This window comes from Novipirellula herctigrandis (assembly GCA_007859835.1).
Taxonomy (GTDB): Bacteria; Planctomycetota; Planctomycetia; order Pirellulales; family Pirellulaceae; genus Novipirellula_A; species Novipirellula_A herctigrandis.
The window spans coordinates 1987217-2006891 of record SJPJ01000001.1; the positions used below are offsets into that span (position 1 = coordinate 1987217).

Here is a 19675-nt window from a genome sequence, read left to right on the forward strand (position 1 = left end):
TCGTGGTTCGCAGCGTCAACAAAATCTCGCGACGCGGCAAAATCTCTAGGACAATTGAAACTCAGTCAGCGCGGCGGCATTGGATGCAAATTGCCGCAAAGCCGATCCATCCGTATCAATCGAACTTGGTATCGTTCTACGGAGTTCCTCACGCACGGATTTCGGTAAATCGTCCTGCAAAAACAACGCGACCAAGAATCCTGGCGAGGCCGTCGGATCGTCATAGCCATAACGACTCGCAATCGCAGTGGGATCAAGTTTACCACCATACCGACCATTCCGAGCAAACAACGAATGCGCCAAGTTGCATCGACCGGTCATGGTGGCCGAGTTGATCCAGTGACGACCACCGTACCAACCATCAACGGTTGGCGGGTTGTAAAGGTTTTGCCCGAGTTGAGCGAGTTCCTCACTAAGGATGACGGTCGACAACGTCCCCTCCATCCCTCGGACGATTTCCAATGCGAACTCGACAGGGCTCTTGATTCGGCGTCGGTAGGCGGCAGCGGAAAAGAAGTGGTTCGAACGTAACATTGTCTCAACGACTCGACCAGTGTCATAGTCCTTGGCTAACATCTCGGCCAACGGGTCAAGCAGACGATCGCTGGGATCTTCCACTTCCGAAACGAACCAACGGTACAGCTTTCGAACTAGCATTCGCGGTGCAACCGGTTGTTCCAGTACGATCCGCAGTACGTCTTCTGCTTTCCAATTCCCGCTTCGACCGAGGATCTTCTTTACGCCCGTATCATGTTCTCGGTCGAAAAAGCGGAGCTGCCCCCTCAGGACGACCCAACCGGTGAAAGCTCGCGACGCTTCACTGACATCTTCTTCTCCAAAGTTGCCAGGGCCTAAGCTCAAACGATGCATCAATTGCCGAGCGAATTCTTCATTGGGTTGTGCCTTACGACTGGACTGTGCACCTAAACCAAGATAGACAGCCGGGTCCTGCGAGACGGCATCAAGCATACTGCTGTACTTGCCCAACGCATGTTCGCGCAGCACGCGTATGTGCTGGAGCATTAGTTGCGAATCGCCTACGCGTGATCCGCTGATACCAAAGTGGCTGTGCCAAAACAGCGTCATCTTTTCGAGTAATGGATAGGGGGTTTTCAGCATCCGCCGCAACCACCATGCTCGCAAAGATCCCATGTTACCGGACTTAGCCGATGCCAATTCGTCCTGGTCCATCACATGGTGGAACGCGTCCAATTCCTCGCCACCCCGTAGCAAACGGTCAACAGTTTTTTGAGGACCGCCGCTGACCGCCTGCTGCAGCTCTGAATACGTTGCTCCGAAGGCAGCACGTCGATATAGGTGACCGGCCATCGCGAGCGTCCATGGTCGGCTCTCGCTCGGCTGGTAGGATGACCAAGCCCAATCAGGATCAACGTCGTTCGCGATGTCTCGTTTCATCGTTCTTCTCACTGGTAATCGAATTTGAAGCAAACGTCTTATCGAACAGAAACAGGCAAAGACAACTCAAATCGGACGATCAGCTGGGATTGCCCATTGGTGGAATTTGCATGGAGGGTCGCGGTGCGGACGTTTTGCAGCACAGTCCTCAAAATTCTCTGTTGCATCTCGGCCTCCTCGCGCGTGTTACCGTCCTCGACCATGTTCTGACGCACCATTGCATCCGAATTTTTTTCCAATATCGAAGCGAGTTGGGGACCATCAATGACAGCGATACTATGCGTGTCCGTCATGGCGTCCACATCACCATGGTCGCCGATTGCATCAATCAAATCTCGAGTCAACGTGTCGCAAGAACCAAGAATCAAATAGTCACCCGGCATGGCAAGCGTCGGTTGGAAGTTGTGGCGTGGATTGACCGAAGCACGATCCTGCTCGTCGGCGGCGGAAAATCCAGCCTTTGTATAGGTGATGTCGGCGTGGGTTGGTCTTTCAATGATCAACCCTGGTTCGGCCTGTTGCCCACGTGTGAAATTGACCAAGCCAATCGCCTTTTGCCAAGCTTCCTCGACGATCGGTGCGAACTTATCGGGATCCCGCATCCGCATCACCACCGCGAATCCCGGTAACTGAAGCGATGGCGTGCCGACGTTTGAGTCATATCGCTGTTCGGCAACAACCACACGAATTTCGGGTCGCGTTTCAGCTAAAACCTCATCGGTCAAGTCACGCCCCGTGAAGAAGATTCCCATCATGTTCTCAAAGAAAATCAGCCCAGACGTACGCTCTGGGAATAATTCATCCTTTGCGGCATAGTAGCGATACAAATCACGATACAGGCTGATCCCAGCAATCTGTTGTGGCACATCGAAATTGGGCATTGCGCCTTCACCGGCAACTTCTGGCAAAGCGAATCCATCCGCTGCCGATGGATCACCGACGGTACCATCGGTGGTCAATTGGAATTGCACAGCACCGTCTTGGATCTCCGCTGCGATCGATACCCAATTGGCATTGCGCAACGATTTTTGCAATGGAGCAAAGAGCAGTGACGCCAATGGGTTCTCGTTTTCCGACAACCCTTTCTGTAGCTTAGGTATTTGCTTCAGCACACCCATATTTGCATACACAGTCGCCACCGACTCCTGACTTGATGCTCGTTTCGCTTCTTGGAAACTCTCGGAGTCTGCGAAGCAGGGCTGATCGGGTTCCGCACGAAGATCCATCGCCAGCTTTAACATGTCTGGTTTGTTGGTTACTAACAATCGATTGCCCACGATCGCATGAGCTTCGTTTGGTCCAAACCGCCATCCCGTGACGCCGCGGTATTCTGCCGATGCCACGCGATCAGGCTGCCCCGCTTTTTCTGCATCGTTACGAGCATTCATTAGAAAGAACTCGTGGATTTCCTCGATCGTTTTTGCATCCTTGGCTTCGATGATCAATAGATTGGCCTCATTCGGCCCAATCGCCCAAGTGATCCCGCCGCCAACAACTTTATCGATCAACGTTGGCAAATCGCACTCGAACCTACCCTTGAAATAGTTGACGAGATTGAACGCTTGCTGTGCCTCCGAATTCGCCATCAAGTCCTTGTAAGCAGGTATCGCAGTGACGGCTTTAACAACATCGTCTTGAAAGGCAGCATCCAAGATGGCATCTGGGCGAGTGATCTCGACGACGATCAATGCATCCGGCGAAATCCACTCCGTCGCAGGCGCGGGTGAATCTTGCGAATAAACGATCTGTGGAACCAACAAAAGGAACAGCGAAGAATGGAAGATGAAGCTAACTCGGCACATGGATTTGACTCCTTGGAGGTTGTAAAGTTGGTTGGTCATACACGCAGGCCCGTTTTCGTCGAGACACCTCCTAAGAGCGTCTCGAACAGGCGTTTTGACGCCTCTAAAGATCTCGTCTGGAAAACATCAGTGTGGTCAGTCCGAGTGCGGCGAGCGTTGGGACCCCGTATCCCAAGACAACGCGAATCAAAGAAAAATCTTTGTAGTCGCCACGTTCATAAAACTTTGGATCTTTCCTGGTCGCCGCAGCACTTCCGCCCGCCAGAACATTCAGGAAGTTCGCTGCTTGTTCGGCCGCCGCTTGCATGTCCTCTCCCTTGGCTGGCTCCGCAGCAGCCGATTGTCCTTCATGCCAAGGTGTTCGCAGCAGCGTTGGTAACGATTGATTCAAACTGATTGGGGAAAACTCTTCGAGTGAAAACGTATGTAGCACAAGGTTTACCGGCATCCAAATCAAAATCAGTGCAGCAGCAGCAAACATCGAACTGCGAAAAGCCGTTCCCGCAAAAAATCCTATTGAGACAAGAAACGTTAGCACCATCGCCACAACGGCGAGTGAAGCGACGATCCCATAAAGCGTCACATCGTTCTCGCCCACGCCCGGACGATCAGCCACAGCGACGATCCAAACGGCTGGCAGAATCACAACGAACAAAGCCGCCAAGACCGCCGTCACGCGAGCTGCCCAAGACGCCAACAAATACTCCAACCGAGTGACAGGCCTGCTTAGAATGCCATCGGACAACGCTTCCAAACGGGCCCCGGTGACCGGATTGAGTCCGAGTAGTAACACCACCAAGAACCACGGAAAAACGAGATACGGAAACAAAAGTTGAGCAATCAAACGTGCCGTCGGTGTAACAGCCCAATTCGTCGTGACAATCAAAAACGTCACAAGAACGGTGGCAATCAACCATGCACGAATGAGCCAACTTTTCCACAAGCCGTTAAGCTCATACGCCAGAATCGCTCGTAACGGCATGCTCTTTGAGTGGAGATTGGAGATCAAACCGCCGAAATCCATGATCACTGTCCTGTTGCAAAAGCTGAAGGTATGCGAATTCGGTTTCGTTCTGAGTCGACCGAATGGCTTGAAGGGTAAGTTTGCTGGCATCGACTAACCGCAGCACTTCGGCCATCACGCCGGCGCGGCTATGACCGTCGGCCACTTCGACCAAAACCGTGTTTTGTTCGTGCGGTTGAATTTTGATGCCCTGTACTTGAGCGGCCTGCTCGGCTAATTGCCGGACATCTTCAGGATCACCATCGAGTTCCAAACAAAAATCGTCGCGCTGCAAGCGCTGCTTCATCTCTCGCATCGACCCACTGAAAATCATCCGTCCCTCATGCATCACGCCAACGTGATCGCAGATCTGATCGATGTCGCTGAGGATGTGCGTTGCCACCATGACCGTGCGAGATTTCGCGAGCTCGCGGATCAAGTCCAACGTGAAGCGTCGCGCCGACGGATCGAGTCCCGCAGTCGGCTCATCCCAAACCAAAAGTGGCGGATCGGCTAGCAGCGATGCGGCGATGCCAAGCCGAGTTCGCATGCCCGTCGAAAACGTTTGGATGCGACGATCGGTCGCACTCAGTAAACCCACCGCTCGCAACAATGACGTCAATCGGGGTTTGCGAATCTGCTGAGGAATCCGACACAACTTGCCAAGCAAATCCAGATACTCGATCGGGCACAAATGGCCCGGTAATACGGGATGAGTTGGCAGATAGCCAATCATGGCTCGAACATTCGTTGCATTGGGACCACATGGATGCCCAAATACTTTTGCATTCCCAGCAGACGGTCGCTGCAACCCAAGCAACAATCGCAAAGTCGTGGTTTTTCCCGCACCATTTGGCCCGAGTAACCCATACACCGCTCCGCTGGGAACGTTCAAACTCATGTCGTTCACCGCGATCACGCGTCCTGCGTAAATCTTGGTTAAATGTTCAGTTTGGATTGCCAATTCCACAATGGATTCCCTTTCGGATGGAGGCAAAATCGGTACGGCTGCTGGCAACTATCATACGAGTGAAAGCCAACGTAGTTTGTTGGTGGGAAAGTATTTTGGTTCCGGCGGATGCATCTTCAATAGGTAGGATTACCGTGAGCATTCGGATTCACGAAGGATGCGTCTCACACCTATTCGCAAACGGCCTTAATTTATTGGCCGTAAAACGAAAAATTCAAATGATTCAGCCTCCTTCGCCTCAATTGTAAACGAAGTAGCACGCTTCATGCCGACGACCGATCCAGCGTGTTTTTAATGGACAGACCATGAACAGGCGAAATGCCCTGGCTGTGGCACCGCTCCTGATTTGATCGCTACCGAGGCGCCGACACGACCGCAGAAAGCTATTCGGCACCCATCGGAGGAAAGTGAATGCTCGGATGCCCTGGGGCGATAACCAGTAGCAGCAACATCACCATCGGTATTGACGCCAAAATCGGCAACACGACTGCAGCGGGGTACAGCCACCAACGAACACGCCGACGATCCGGTAGGTGATTGAATAGATTTGCCGGCAGGTAAACCAACAACCCATAGACGAGAATCCATTGAGCGAGCATGAGTGGATTCGGCCCCGCGAACAGAGCTTCGTTGATAAAGCCAGTCAAACCGTACATCAGAAACGCAGCAAATGGAGAAAGGGCATAGCGTTTTAGTAGCCAGCCCCACATCGCAAATTGCGGAAGGAAAACAACGACGCTGTGGAACAGCACCACGTCAAAATAGTTGGCTGATGCCGTGATATAGACCTCACCCATTTTGACACCAAACAATGGTGCACAATTCGTCATCGTCGTTGTGATGGCCTCTTCAACGAGTGCCAAAGCGGTGACGAAGCAAAAGAACTTCAACCAAATCCGTTTCGGTGAATGAACGACACTCTCGGCCACATATTTGCGGAGCGAAATGGATAGTCCCCCCATTCCGATGATCCACAACAGGTTTAGGCCCCACAGCATTCCCGACATTGCGGCGAGCTTGCGGTCTTCAAGTCCTGCCAGAGTGAGGAAGATCGTTAGCAATATCTGCCAAGTAAGCAAAATCACGACGACCATTCGCTTGATCCAACTTGAATGACTCACGGAGGGATCTGCCATGGATGACGAGTTCGTAAAGGACGCAAAAGAAATGAAGGCACCAGAAGTGGCGATGCCAGTACACACGAATTGTTAGTCGCTTGCAAGCAGTATCAACCATTCGGGAAGCTCAGCAAACGCAAAAGATGAGTCGTGTGTCGCGAATGCATTTCCTCAATTTGCTTGCGCAATAGTCGGCCGAACGCTAGATGCAGAGTTTAGTCGTCGAGTTCAAGGAAGCGGTTGTCATTCGCCGCAACGCGATGGCCTGTCGAAGAGACTCAAAGGACTGCCATTCGCTGAGCCCTTTTTGCATCACAAACGCATTGACGCAGCCGAGTTCGGTTTGATGGGTTAGTTGGTTAAAACGCGACTGCCATTGCGAGCACCTTCCATTCGAACAGTCTTATCGATTGGGGAAAGAGACCTTCGCACCGATGTTACAATCCCCGCCGCTTCTTTGAGTTCCGTTGGCCAGACATGCTGACATCGCTCGGCGAGAGTCGCGAGACGGACACTTAGATTCTCATACTCACGTCGAACATCCTCACTCAATGGTGAGGAACTCAACAGATACTCTGGCGATAGATTGCTTGAAAAGACTTTGACACCATAAATCTCAAAGTAATATGCGTCGTCGGGAAGGCTAAAATCGTCATTGAAGCGAATGAGCGGCATACAGAGTTTCCGGTCTCTCATTTGTTGGCGATGGAAATGCACCTGCTCGATTATCACTTCCCAGTAGCCACTTGTACGCAGGTCCGAGACGAATCGGCGGCCGAGTCCAACTCGCATCGGATCCTTGGCATCGTCAGAGGCGATATCCGGGAGCGTCAGATTCTCTGAAGTCGCTCCCAATGCGTTTGTAGCAGGTATCGCTGAGGCCGCAGCCGCTAACGATGAAATTCGTGCAAGAAAAAGTCGCCGATCCATATTGTCCTCCTAGGGTCAGTGAATTCTTAGCACAAATTACCTCGTGGACAAGCGACTTCGGATTACCGACGTCGTGTGCCAGCTCGCTTTAACCCTTTGGCAATGAAGTCAAATGCATCGGCGGATCGGTAATCCTCAAGCGCATCGAAGAAACACGCCAGAACCCGCTTCGTTTCGGCAACGTTAATCTTGACCCCTTGCGTGTCGGCCTTTCGCGATACCTGGTCATAAATGTCGTTGAGCGTTAGCGACTTCTTTTTTGACGAAGATTTCTTAACCGTTGCTTTACTTACTTTCTTTTTGGCCACGTTCGTTACTCTTTTGTTGAGTCAGGAAAAGGAATGTATCATGCGCTGTTCTACACCTGACAAGCGGGTTTGTGAAGACACGTCAAACGTCCGAAAGGCTGTCTATCGATAGAGGATAAACAATAAGGCTATCACTCTTCGCGCACGCGACGAAGAAAGGGTGCGTCCTCTAGATTGGATATTTGGTAATGGATGGAGCACTACCGACGATTCAGCCATATCCAATCCACTTTGATATTCCAATAAGTCAAATCGTTTCGACGGTAGCGCACGGATCGGTTAGACTGCGGATGGATTATTTGGTTTTGCGAATCACATTCGGATAGAGCCCTAGCTGCCAAAAAAACCAAAGCGATTTAGGAAACACGAATTACCCCCGTTTCCCCCGTGAATCGGCAAACACTTCCAATTCGTCGAGCGACAATATTAAACCACACCGGAGTCTTCAATGAGTGTTAACACGGGTTCTGATTTAATGTTGGGCGCCCTCTATGCGGCACCATCGCTGATTCAAATGATCGCGATTTTCGGGGGCGTTTTGTTTGCGTTAACGAAGATGCGCAGATACCCGAAACCCGCTACCTACCTGGCCGCCGGCCTAGCGAGCATTTTGATCAGTCGTATCGGGAGTACGATCGCTTCGATCTACATTGCACAAAGCATGCCGTCCAACGACTATTTATTCTATTATTCCATTCTCGGGACGGTGACCGCGTTGGTCAGTGCAGTTGGCTTGGTGCTGATCATTGGCGCTGTGTTCGTTTCGCGATCCGACGGTTTGCCTGGTGATCTCCCCGGAACCAATGGGGTACCGCGAAAGAACTCCGGATCGGAAAATGATTCGAATCCCTACACAGCGCCTGCGGAAGTCGGCGAATAACACTTTTGATCGCTGCTTCTGCTTCACTCAACGAAAGCGAAGCGAAAGTCCTGTGCCGACAAAGTAATCGTCCGCTTCGTCGTTCAATCCAGTGCCACCGCGAATGTCCCACTGGACATCGTTACTGACTAGAAACGTAAAGCCACCGTTGAAGTAATGCTCGGGCGATGCCGTATCCGCACCGCTGGGATAGAAACCGTAGTACTCTGTGTAAGCTCCCAAACGATCCGCCAGCGAATAAGCAATTGTCCACGATTGTGCCCATTGGGTGAATCCCATCCCCGTGGCTTCATCCAACGAACGATTGAATTGCGTGCTGCCGCCCGTGGCTAGAAAATCGTTGATGTCCCATCCGTACAACCAATTGAGTCCGGCCAAGACTTCGCCGTTGGTCGTCGCGCTGCCTCCGGTTGGCACGGTCATCTGTGGAATCAACGCCATCTCGGGCAGCAATCCCTCTTGCGGTGTTAACCCAATTTTCAAACCTAAGTACAAGTCATCGGTACCATCGCTCGACAATCCGTTGACGTCACTGTTTCCGTAATTCGCAGCCAATCGAAACTCAAGCCAATTTGCCAAAACGCCATAGCGCAAAAGTGCCTCTGGATACGAATGGGAAATGGTTTGAGTGGTTCCATCGTCATCGTAGAAATACGTGTAACCCGTTTCGATTTGCAGTATGCCCAACCCCACAACGCTGCTAGCTTCGGTAAAGTCGGGACGGTCCGTAATCAACGGTTCGTTCGGCTGAATGAGTTCATCACGGCAGGAGTTCCCGCTCCAACAAAACAGGGAGCCCACCGTCCCCCGGTCCGAGCAGCCTCGTGTTCTAAGATGTCCCGACTGAGAATCGCCCAACCAAGAATCGCCCAAAGAAGAATCGCACTGCTGATCGCAAGATTGAGCCTGAACGGAGCTGATATCCAGGACGGCAACACAGCATGTGACAACAAAGAAGGTAGCAATTAAACGCATATTCACAGCAGAATCGACTCCATTCGATGAAATTTTGGCCACAATTTCGTTGCAGCCCATGGTGGCACTATCGACGCGTAACCGAGTATTCTTGTGAGCCAATCGACACGTACCTCCGTCGAGTACACTGCAGTGCGAATGACTCTCCTAATCGTTATCTTCGGAAGCAAAGCGTGTCCATAATCGCACCTGAAAAACGGTTCGTCCTGTTGCACCAAACTTTGGTGATGATGCCCCAACGGAAGCCGTATGCCACCGAGTGAAACAGATATCGAGCCAAAACAGCAAAACGCAACTCGGCTGTTGAGTATTTCCAGCATCCGGTTAAAGAACGCTAAAGTAGGCCGTTCCAAACACCGCGTGATTCCGGCGGGCAACGTTATGCTGGCCACGAATCACTGCCGAAACTTAGCAGACTGGTAGCGGAGTGGCTCCCCGCACCGATCCACATTGCAACCTACTTCAATACAATCGTGGTTACCGAATTTGGTTTGAACGTGAAACTGGTCGAGCCTTTCGCCAGACCATGCTCCCAATTTCTGCATTGCGGTGACACCGTCGTTGGATTTGTTTCGGTATTCGCCGCATCCAGTTCACCGCTGAGTTCGATAACATCCGCCTCGTCACTCGACAATATGAATCCCGCTATTTGTAGAACTGCGGACTTTGGCTTCGCGGACACGTTAACGATGTTTAACACTAACGATGCACCGTCGCCACTTAGTTTCGCATTACAATCGAGGTCCTGCTCAGCCTGCTCGTCCTGAGCAACCGAACATTCGACTAGCATTGGACCATAGTTATCCGAGTACATCTGTGTGACGTAGCCCGGCGGTTGCATCCAAACTTGCGATGGCGACAGAAACACTAACCCTTGATCCCAACCGTTGTCGTTTTGTCCAACAGGCTGAAGGCAATTGGCCGAAGTCGCGATTGGCACCCTTCCGTCTCGTTCGATCGCATTGATCGCCAAGGCGTTGGCGATGGCGCGACGTTGATCGTGATTGTTCGCATTGAACTCGAATGTTAGCACTTTAAACTTCGCCCCATCAGCGAGCGATTCGAGTGCATCAATGTAGGTAAAAAAGGCATCAAACGATTGGTTAGGACGTGGGCCACCGGTCCAAACATGCACGTCGAACCAAACCTCTTGATTCCTCTCTTTGGCAAACTGCAATACCTTTCGCTGGCCTTCTAAGTTCGTAATTCCCGATGCAGAACGTCGGATTCGAGACGGATCGGTGATCAGCTCTTCGTACACAAAATCGCCCACGATTAACTGGATGTTCTTGTCGATAGCCCAAATCGCATCGGCAAGCCGCGCGAACGTGTCGGCGTAGGCTTCGTCCACGCGTTCCTCATTTCCAAGCTGAAGATATTTCAGCTGATATGGCTGCGGATGCCCATCGCGGGAGCGTTTTTTCCCCCACTCGGTATCGATAGCCGCAGTTGCGTAACGGACAAAGTCAGCCATGTCCTTTGGCGTTTCGTGCATACCGAATGTCGGAACGTATTCAAACTCGGCGGCTTCACAGAAGTCCATGAAGTCCAAAATCCCCCAACCGTTGGTTGAGTATTTGTACCAATGTCCTCGATACGACTGGCGTTCCGCACGCGGACCAATCATGTTCTTCCACTTTTATTGATCGTTGTTGATCATCGATCCGCCATAACGCAGGATATTGATTCCTTGCCTTTGAAGCATCTCGGCCACATCGCGTCTGACAGGAAGATTCTCGAATCGTCCCCACGGTCCCGGTTGAAGGGAAACGTAGCCAACCAAGACCGAACCGGGCATCTTTAATTTCAACGTGAATCGCCCGTCGACAACGGTTTCGTTGGGAGTCAGACAAAACTCAATTCGCTTCCACTCCGACGAGGCAATGTTCAGCTTCTTCTCATCCATCACCTGCGAACCGTCGCTGTTCTCGGCGCCAACCCAAAGCTCACACGGCGAATCGGTTTTGGCGTAGACCACACCTTCGTATTCTTTACCTTGCTGAAGATGCAAACCCCAACGATTCAGCCCTTTGTTGTTGATACAGACAGTTCCCTGACCGTTTACAAAGCGAATTTTTTGGCACTGAGTTCCCACGAACGAATCGCTGCGAACAATTTCGTACTGACCAACCGCGGTGCCCGTCTCGGAAGCCTGCCACATACTGCTGACCGCGTGATTCATTGGCGAGGTGGTCTTCTCGAATGGCAGTTCAATGAGTTTTGATTCTGACATCACCTTCAGGTTTCTGAAGCTTGCCCCTCGCTGCCATTGCCGCAACCCAACCAAGCCTTCATGCAACGAGTGATTGTCGTGATCTTCGTACGTCAGGCGATTGACTCCGTCGACATCGATGGCGAGAGTGCCGTCGTCCAATTTGACCTGAAGGTTGATCCATTGGCCGACTTTGATTTCGCAAGGAACATCGCGAATGTGTTCCCAATTATTTCGGTGCCGCCCCAGTCGAAATATCTGAAGAGCGGGATCGAGCGATATCTCGTAGCCGTAGAAGTTATCGGCACCATTCTTCGCTTTGGAAACCTGCAGAATCAATCCCGCATTGCCTGGCGTCCGGTCCTCAAACTTGACATCGACACTCACTTCGCCGTTTCGCAAAGTCGGTGAATCCGAAACCAACTTGTTGCCCTGACCACCTGATATATGTAGCACGCCATTTTCGACCTCCCACTCACCTTCGTAAGCCTTAAAACCTTCAATCGTCGATGCGGTAGCTGGTTCCTGAAAGCTCTCGCCGAAAATCATCTGGCTATAGAAACCGCCATAGATCTCATGATTTACATCTTCGATGCATGCCCCCGTAAGCAGATGAGAAACCGGATGGAGTTGCTTAGTGGCATCTACCTTGATCGCTAATTCTTGCGCCTGATTGCTTTTCGCAATCGCCAACAAAAGAAACCCCACAAGCAAGGTTCTAAAAAAAAGCATATTGATAATTCTTCAAATTTCGTGGGTCGAGTAAGTTCTTCGTGGGCTCTCATTGTGCAATGGTCCCCCTGCGAACACCAGGAGAACACCAGTAAATAGCATGAGAGATATTGTCAGCCCAATCCTTGTCGAACATCCACTGAATCGGTTATCGTAGCGCCGGCGGACGCCAATTTACGAGTTGAATTGTGTTCACAACCATCCTTGCGATGCTGGACGTTTAGCAAAAACGTGCCTGAAGAATGCTATTGCAGGAGATCAATTGCAAGACGGCCGAACGTGAAAAATGCATAGAAACCAATGCCAATCTCTTCCAAACGACGAGTCGCGTTGCTGATCGAAACGTCCACGACTTATGGTCGCGAGATCCTTCAAGGGATCGCCCAGTACCAAAAAAGTCATGCGAGATGGTCGGTGTATTTGGATGAACGGGAGCTTTGGGCAACTCCGCCATCATGGCTATTACAGCGTCATTGGGACGGGATCCTGTGCCGGACAACGACGAAAGGACTCGCAGAGTCGATCATTTCGAAAGGCATACCTGCGGTCGATCTGAATGACCTCTACACGGGTCTCGGATTACCGCGCATTCGATCCAAAATGCAAGCGATCGGGCAACTCGGCGCAAGACATTTGCACGAACGGGGTTTTCGCCATCTCGCGTTCTGTGGTTTTAAGAACGAAACATGGTCGACCGAACGTCGTGATGGTTTTTTCGCCGAAGCAGCAACACTCGGTACACACTGCGATCTGTACGAATCGGTATGGCGAGGAAAAGGCGTCCCTCGGTGGGACACCGATCAGGACAAAATCGCATCCTGGATTGAAAGCCTGCCGAAACCGGTGGGGATCATGGCTTGTAACGACGTCCGTGGCCAACATGTTTTGAACGCGTGCCAAGACTCGGGCGACTTCGTGCCTGAGCAAGTCGCGGTGGTTGGCGTGGATAACAACGAATTGCTATGCAATTTTTGCAACCCTCCGCTATCCAGTATCCAACCAAACCCACTACGAATTGGCTTCGAGGCCGCAATGCTTCTCGATCAGCTAATGGCAGGAGAGCAGCCGGACCCAATGGATCACGAGATTGATCCGATTGGAGTTGTCGTACGCCAATCATCCGATGCTTTAGGGATTGCCGATGCGGATGTCGTTGCGGCAATCGCCTTCATTCGAGAGAACGCATTCTCGGGAGTGACCGTTGACCAAATTGCCGATCAAGTCGCCGTGTCACGGAGTCACCTAGAACGTTCCTTTCGCAAGTATCTCGGCCATTCACCCCAACACGAAATCCGCTGGACACAGGTCAAGCGAATTAGGCAACTCTTGCTTGAAACGGATCTGACTCTTGCATCCATTGCAAAACTTGTCGGCTTCGTACACGTGGAATACATGACGGTCGTATTCAAACGACTAACCGGGCAATCACCAACGGCGTTTCGGAAAGAAGTGAAAGACTTCTAGCAGCAATCGGATCAACCCACGCGATTCGGATCAATCAAGCCGGTTCGGTAAAATCCGAGCGTTGGCGACTAGCATTCGCATCGGATCACGCATCGGATCACGGAGCGGATACTTTGAACTCACTGAAGGTCACCGACGAATCAACGACCCGCAGCCCGAGGGTGCCTGCGGTGTAGGTCGCGTCGTGGTGAGTAAAAAGCGTCTTGCCGTCGACCGCGATTTCGAATAGGTCGTCGACGACGGTGATACTGAGTTTCTTCTTTGACGTGTCCATCGCGAGCGGGACGCGTTTAAGTTCCTCCCATTGACGACCGTCCGTCTTTCCAAGCAAAACCACATTGTCACATGGCTTGATCCCTACGAAGTAGCCGCGCTGCGCGTCATAGCCAACGGACGGGGCAGTGACGCGAAAAAGAATCCCCGCGTCGGTGGCGTTTGGGTCATCGCCAAAGTCAACCGAAATGGTGGCGGAAAAATCATTCGGCACCTTAGCCCCAAGCACGATCTTTTCGCCACTGCGATAGTCGTTAATCGGATCCGATGGTGGCTCGCCTAGCCGCAGCCCATTTGCGGTGAACTGATAGAATTGATGGTGACCATAGTAACTGTGGTCGCTTTTCAAATCGCTTCGATAAGGCAAATTCAATTCGGTTGCTTTATCGCCGGATGGAACGGGGTCACCAGAGGGAATAGGCATGGGGCGACCAGCAGGGACGGGTTTTCCAAACTGCGGCAGGCCTGATTCGTCAAAGTGAAATGGCTGTGCGAAAATGGCTCTTCGCCAACCTGGGTCTCGGTCCCGCTTGGCGTGAAAGATGTGCCAATACTCCTTCTCGTCGGGTGACCGCACGAAACAGGAATGACCGACGCCGTACGTTTCATCCGTGCTTTGAAAAACAGGCTTGTCATATTTTTTCCACGCGGCCGGATCAAGCGGGTTGTTGCCGACAAGTTCTAGCATCCCGAGCTTGTAAGTTGGCAGCCATGAGGCGGCGCACGAATAGGTGACGAAAGTGCGGTCGCCTGATTGCAAGACTTGTGGGCCTTCGTGAAGACCTCGGCCTTGACCATCGCCATCGGTCAACTCCCATGGAAAATCATCGTTGGAACAAATACGAACTCGAAGCCCAGCTAGCTTTGTAGGCGATTCCATTTCGGCAATGTAAAGGTATTGCCGATCGCTCGTTGCCGTATCCCACCCAGACCAAATTGCATAACGTTTGCCTTGGTGTTCTAGCGCGGTCATGTCGATCGCCCAACGGTTTTCGTCCTTGGTATCCCCCGTGATGAATGCCCCGTGCAGCTCATATTCACCCAATGGATCTGCTGTCTTTGATTGCAGTGCGTACGCCAGGTGATTTTTGTTGTCTCCATCGGACCCGGCGAAATAGATCAACCATTTTCCATCGAGAAAGTGCAGTTCGGGTGCCCAAATTTCGCGTGAATATGGCCCCCGTCTCGGCGCCTTCCACACGATGTGTTTCTGGCCAAGCGATGTCAGCGAATCACTTGTATGAATCGCGAGCGCACGGTTCCCATCGCTCATGCACCATAGGTAGCGTCCCGAATTTGGATCGCGAGTCACCCAAGGATCCGCCCCTTCGCCAATCGGATTAACAAAATGAGTTGCCTCAAGCGAACCGTGTTGCAGCTTCTCAGCAACCGCGTCGTCTTGCGATGCTGCCACTTCCGCCATGGTAACGTCAACCGAGAGAATCCCAACCGATGTCTTGTCGTGCTGTGGTCGCATATGGATTCGCAGTTTGCCAGTGGTCAGCGGATTGGCGGGTTGGACTGTGTTGTAAGTATCTGGCAATGCGCTGTAGGAATCAGTGTTGTAAATTTCGACTTTATTCCACTGGTCACCGTCGAGTGCTTCGATGTGCCATTCTGCGGGAACTTGGACTCCGCCGTGATCGTCGTACCAGTAGACCCCCACACTCGCGACCGGCTGAGCCTTACCAAGATCGATTTCCACCCACTGTGGTTGACCAACCTGCGGCCAACCGGTCCAACGAGGAATGTTGGTGTCGGACGAAGACTTTGGCGTATGCTGGGCTCGAACAGCATCAACCGTGTCAAGTTCATAGGTGTGCGATGCAGCGGCACCAGCGAACTTCAACTCGCCCAGCCCGCCATTGCCGGGTATCGCCAAATCACTTTGGGTTGGCATCCAAGTGATCATCGAACTTCGATCCCGATTAGACCAAGCAAAATAGGGAACCAGCTTCACATCATCCGCCTGTGCAACCTTGTCACCAGTTAGTTCGTGAGCAGGCAACACGATTTTGGGCAAACCGCTCAGTGGCGTATCCGTAAAGGTCTCGACACGAGCGTTTGCAGCGGCGTTTTTCGGATCCACAAAGAAACGCTGAACGGATCCTTCGTTATCAATGCCTTCGGCACAGAAGACGATGGGCCCCCGCGAGAAGGCAACGCGACTGCGGTTGGCGACGACTTTCTCCGTACAAACATTGGTGCGAACGGGCATCGGCAACTGTAGAACAACCTTGTCCCCCGGATTCCACGTTCGATCAATCTTGGCAAAGCCCTTGTCGATGCTTGCTTCGATGGGAGTTCCGTTAACCAAGATCGACCATTTCGGCGCATCCGCTTGGAAATGATACAAGTCACCTGGAACCAACTGCTGGCCTGCCCAAGTCGGAACACGCAAATTCAAGACAAATTCACATGCAGCTTCTGGATCGACATGGAATGTCACTTCACCGTCGTATGGATATTTCGTCTCCTGGCGAAGATCCACTGCCGTATTACCGATGTCCAGTCGCGTGTTGTTGGCTGCGTACAACAGAGCATAAATTTGATCGCCGGTTGTGGCGTACAAGTAGCCAGGGACTTGGGGGATCAACCTTGCGATATTGGATGGACAGCATGCCGTTCCAAACCAACCCGATCGCGGGCGATGACCACTGCGTGCTTCGAGTGGGTTTGGATAGAAGAAGCTGGTGCCATCAAGCCCGACACCTGACAGGCAATTGTTCAATAGCGCGATTTCAGCGACGTCAACGTAGCGTGCGTCTTTGAACTTCAGGAACATTCGCATGTTGAAGAAGACGTTTCCAACCGCAGCACAGGTTTCCAAATAGGTATGTTCGTTGGGCAATTCATAGGCCGGCCCGAAGCCTTCGATGCCATGGACCGCACCAAGCCCACCGGTGATGTGCATTTTGGTGTCAACGATATCGTGCCAAATCGAGTCCAGAGCATCGGAATACTCGGCCGTTCCAAGCAAACTGTCAACTTCGGCCATAGCAGCATATTGGTAAGTGGCTCGTACTGCGTGGCCAACTGCTTTACGTTGCCGCGCGACCGGAAGATGCTGCTGAGCGTAGGTGGGCGAGCTAACGTTATCGAGATTGGGCTTGAAGGTAACGCCGCGGATGTCAAGGAACTTCTTTGCCATCTCCAAATACAGTCGCTTGCCTGTATGGCTGTAGAGTTTGACCAAGCCAATTTCGATTTCCTGATGCCCCGGTGCCTGAAGTACCGGCTTACCATCGTTGTAGTTCGGGTCGCCGCCCTCAAAAATCACCTTGTTTACGTGCGCCGCGTTTTTCTCGGCAACCTCTAGCAACTTCGTCTTGCCGGTCGCCTGAGCGTAGGCAACCGCCGCCTCATACAAGTGCCCGACATTGTACAGTTCGTGACTGTGCAACAGGTAACTGTAAGGTCGCGGTCCCATCTCGTTCTCAAAGATCGAACCGGTAATGTGTGACACGTACAAATAGCCATCCGGTTTTTGCGCTCGGGCAATCACTTCGATCGACTCATCCATCAGTCGCTCGATTTCCGGATGAGGGGCCGCCTTGAGCATTAGTGCACCGCCTTCAAGAACTTTGTAAAGGTCCGATGTATTGAAACGATGCGGCTCTGGTTTTGGCGTCGTGCCACCCGACTCGAGCCATTCGGCGCACAAACGGAGTCGTTCTCTCGCGACCTCCGTATTCTTAAACGCATGCGGCAATGTATTTTTGACGAGTTGCTCAATGCGAGGTTTCCAAGTCGCGTCCTGCATCTGCACTCCGTAAAAAGGCACAAGCTTGACCGTTTCAGCCTGTACAACCATCGTGGATATCGCCAGACCGAGAGTCACGGCAAACGTGATTAGACACTTCATTTAGGAAACCCTTTTTTGTTTCACTTTGTTGTTGCTGGCACGATGGCGCCCCGTCAATGATCCGAGCACTAACCGTCAATAGATTTGTGGCATTGAACTGCGATATCATTGCAGTCTTTTGTCAGAGACGAAGCAGAAATCCTATGCAAATCATACTCGGTGGAGGCCCCTGTGAGTTGCTAACCGATCGCACAGGACAATCGAATCGATGGAGCATCGCTACGAACAAACGCCCGCTGGGTGTAGTCATTGCAGTTGATGGGAAAACGCTCCAACGCAGCAACCAAACGCAAAACCAACAAACGCCAACGCTAATTATTGTTCGAAAGTGCTGGAAGCATAGGCACTCAACCAATACTCATTCTTGGTAACATACGAATGGCCCCCACATGACCCAATAGACAACCGATGGCTTTTCGCTTGTTGAAACGTTGTCGATTCTGTATCCACCACCCCATTTAGGCAAATCAAAAATGCCACTCAACATCCACCGGTTTCTAATACGCGGTCTTCTTCTCAGCACTCTCGTCGGGTGGCTACTGAGTTCCGTTTCGATCGCGGCGGATGGCGAACCGCTTGCAGTGAGGACTTGGCCCAATGGAGTCGTGTCGATCGAAAACCACTGGGGATTGAAACTTTTTGTCAGCACCCATGCCAACCATCAAACAACCATGACTCGCGAGGCCAGCAAGTCGATTTCCTTGATCGATCCCTTGGATCATGTTCTGTCTCGTTTGCCGAACCAACCGAAACCGGTGTGGCGCAAAGCGAGCGAGATTCAAACGATTGATCCAAACGCAATGACAATTCAATCCGTTGGCAGCAACTCACTTCGAGTCAACGTTGACGGTGTCGTTGTGCTGATCGCATCAAACGATTTCAAAGCGGCAAACGTGCTTTCCGCCGATAGCGTCGACGTGATGATTCTGACCAATGTTCATGCCGAACAACTTACCTCGGAACCGATCGCCAAGATCGTACGATCAGCGAACCCGCGATACCTGATTCCCCTAAATGCATCATCACCGGACAGCACCGTTAGCAACCGAACAAGGCACAACACGCTTGCGGTTTCCGCCGCGGATAAAGGGCAACAAGAGACACAAACGGTTTTGCTCGGCCCGTCACCGTGGGAGATGTCAAACGAACTCGCGGCACTGTTCACAGAGATGGAACAGTCGTGCAGCCAATCTCAGAAAGTGTTTGCTGAACTCTCGACGTCACAAATGAACTTCAAGCCGTCGAACCAAACGCATACGCCGCGCTGGAATGCGGAACACATGATGGGACGGCAACTACAGTTTTTCTCGCAAATCTACCATGCCATCGACTCCAACATTCCTGTGATGAATTTGAATCCCCAGCAAATGCCGCTTGACTATCGTTTTGCACATCCCGATTGGGACGGTGCCGAGGAAGCTCGGCAGATGCAGCGTGTAAGTGATTTCTGTCGCCGCTTCGCTTACCTTCTGGATGGCATGGACATTGACAAAAAGGCGCCCGGAAGTCGATGGCCATCCCTGCGAGCGTTACTGGTGCAAATGCAAAAGCACTACCAAGAACATACCGCGAACACCGTAAAAAAGTTTGAGCTACCGGACTTCCCCAAACCGTAAGCCAGCGGCCTATTGCCACAACATGACTTCGCCAAAGACGGTCGATCGCCAGTCGTTCTTCCGTGCCCACTCCCGCTTCACGCTAAATCGCCTTGCAACGACCGGTCGAAC

14 protein-coding genes are annotated in these 19675 nt (G+C 51.9%); 3 read left to right on the top strand and 11 right to left on the bottom strand.

All coding sequences use genetic code 11. The features are described from left to right. Positions 1–45: 45 nt before the first annotated feature. The 7 genes from CA13_RS07125 to CA13_RS07155 all read right to left on the bottom strand — a co-directional run bounded on the left by CA13_RS07125 (position 46) and on the right by CA13_RS07155 (position 7547). Complete coding sequence (locus CA13_RS07125; RefSeq protein WP_146395243.1) at positions 46–1416, bottom strand: DUF1800 domain-containing protein; 1371 nt, start codon at positions 1414–1416, stop codon at positions 46–48. A 38-nt stretch (positions 1417–1454) separates the two neighbouring features. Continuing rightward, complete coding sequence (locus CA13_RS07130; RefSeq protein WP_146395244.1) at positions 1455–3218, bottom strand: hypothetical protein; 1764 nt, start codon at positions 3216–3218, stop codon at positions 1455–1457. Between the two features lie 103 nt (positions 3219–3321). Beyond that, the gene (locus tag CA13_RS07135) at positions 3322–4200 is read right to left on the bottom strand and encodes an ABC transporter permease (protein WP_419194032.1); all 879 of its coding nucleotides are present in this window, start codon (positions 4198–4200) and stop codon (positions 3322–3324) included. Continuing rightward, on the bottom strand, positions 4172–5191 hold the full coding sequence (locus CA13_RS07140; protein WP_146395246.1) for an ABC transporter ATP-binding protein: 1020 nt from the start codon (positions 5189–5191) through the stop codon (positions 4172–4174). The genes CA13_RS07135 and CA13_RS07140 overlap by 29 nt, the downstream gene beginning before the upstream one ends. A 383-nt stretch (positions 5192–5574) precedes the next feature. Beyond that, positions 5575–6327 carry a hypothetical protein gene (locus tag CA13_RS07145; protein ID WP_146395247.1) on the bottom strand — a complete coding sequence of 251 codons (753 nt, stop codon included), beginning with the start codon at positions 6325–6327 and terminating at the stop codon, positions 5575–5577. Positions 6328–6660: 333 nt separating this feature from the next. Continuing rightward, positions 6661–7239 (bottom strand): hypothetical protein, encoded by a 579-nt coding sequence (locus tag CA13_RS07150; protein ID WP_146395248.1) that lies wholly within the window; start codon positions 7237–7239, stop codon positions 6661–6663. A 62-nt stretch (positions 7240–7301) separates the two neighbouring features. Further along, positions 7302–7547: a hypothetical protein gene (locus CA13_RS07155; protein ID WP_146395249.1), complete on the bottom strand. Its 246-nt coding sequence runs from the start codon at positions 7545–7547 to the stop codon at positions 7302–7304. Between the two features lie 448 nt (positions 7548–7995). Here CA13_RS07155 and CA13_RS07160 point away from each other — a divergent pair, with 448 nt between their 5' ends. Beyond that, positions 7996–8427 carry a hypothetical protein gene (locus CA13_RS07160; protein WP_146395250.1) on the top strand — a complete coding sequence of 144 codons (432 nt, stop codon included), beginning with the start codon at positions 7996–7998 and terminating at the stop codon, positions 8425–8427. A gap of 27 nt (positions 8428–8454) precedes the next feature. Here CA13_RS07160 and CA13_RS07165 read toward each other — a convergent pair whose 3' ends face one another. From CA13_RS07165 to CA13_RS07175, 3 genes are all read right to left on the bottom strand, one after another. Next, positions 8455–9162: a transporter gene (locus CA13_RS07165; RefSeq protein WP_419194033.1), complete on the bottom strand. Its 708-nt coding sequence runs from the start codon at positions 9160–9162 to the stop codon at positions 8455–8457. Between the two features lie 697 nt (positions 9163–9859). After that, the gene (locus CA13_RS07170; protein WP_146395252.1) at positions 9860–11029 is read right to left on the bottom strand and encodes an alpha-L-arabinofuranosidase C-terminal domain-containing protein; all 1170 of its coding nucleotides are present in this window, start codon (positions 11027–11029) and stop codon (positions 9860–9862) included. A 12-nt stretch (positions 11030–11041) separates the two neighbouring features. Further along, positions 11042–12346: a 3-keto-alpha-glucoside-1,2-lyase-like domain-containing protein gene (locus CA13_RS07175; RefSeq protein WP_146395253.1), complete on the bottom strand. Its 1305-nt coding sequence runs from the start codon at positions 12344–12346 to the stop codon at positions 11042–11044. 300 nt (positions 12347–12646) lie between these two features. Between CA13_RS07175 and CA13_RS07180 the strand changes: the two genes are divergently transcribed. Next, positions 12647–13810 carry a XylR family transcriptional regulator gene (locus tag CA13_RS07180; RefSeq protein WP_146395254.1) on the top strand — a complete coding sequence of 388 codons (1164 nt, stop codon included), beginning with the start codon at positions 12647–12649 and terminating at the stop codon, positions 13808–13810. Between the two features lie 97 nt (positions 13811–13907). On the opposite strand, the gene CA13_RS07185 is transcribed toward CA13_RS07180, so the two are convergent. Beyond that, positions 13908–17948, bottom strand: coding sequence for a beta-L-arabinofuranosidase domain-containing protein (locus CA13_RS07185; protein ID WP_146395255.1), 4041 nt, complete (start codon positions 17946–17948; stop codon positions 13908–13910). Between the two features lie 473 nt (positions 17949–18421). Between CA13_RS07185 and CA13_RS07190 the strand changes: the two genes are divergently transcribed. Next, positions 18422–19564, top strand: a complete 1143-nt coding sequence (locus CA13_RS07190) for a DinB family protein (protein ID WP_419194034.1) — start codon at positions 18422–18424, stop codon at positions 19562–19564. The last annotated feature ends 111 nt before the right edge of the window (positions 19565–19675 follow it).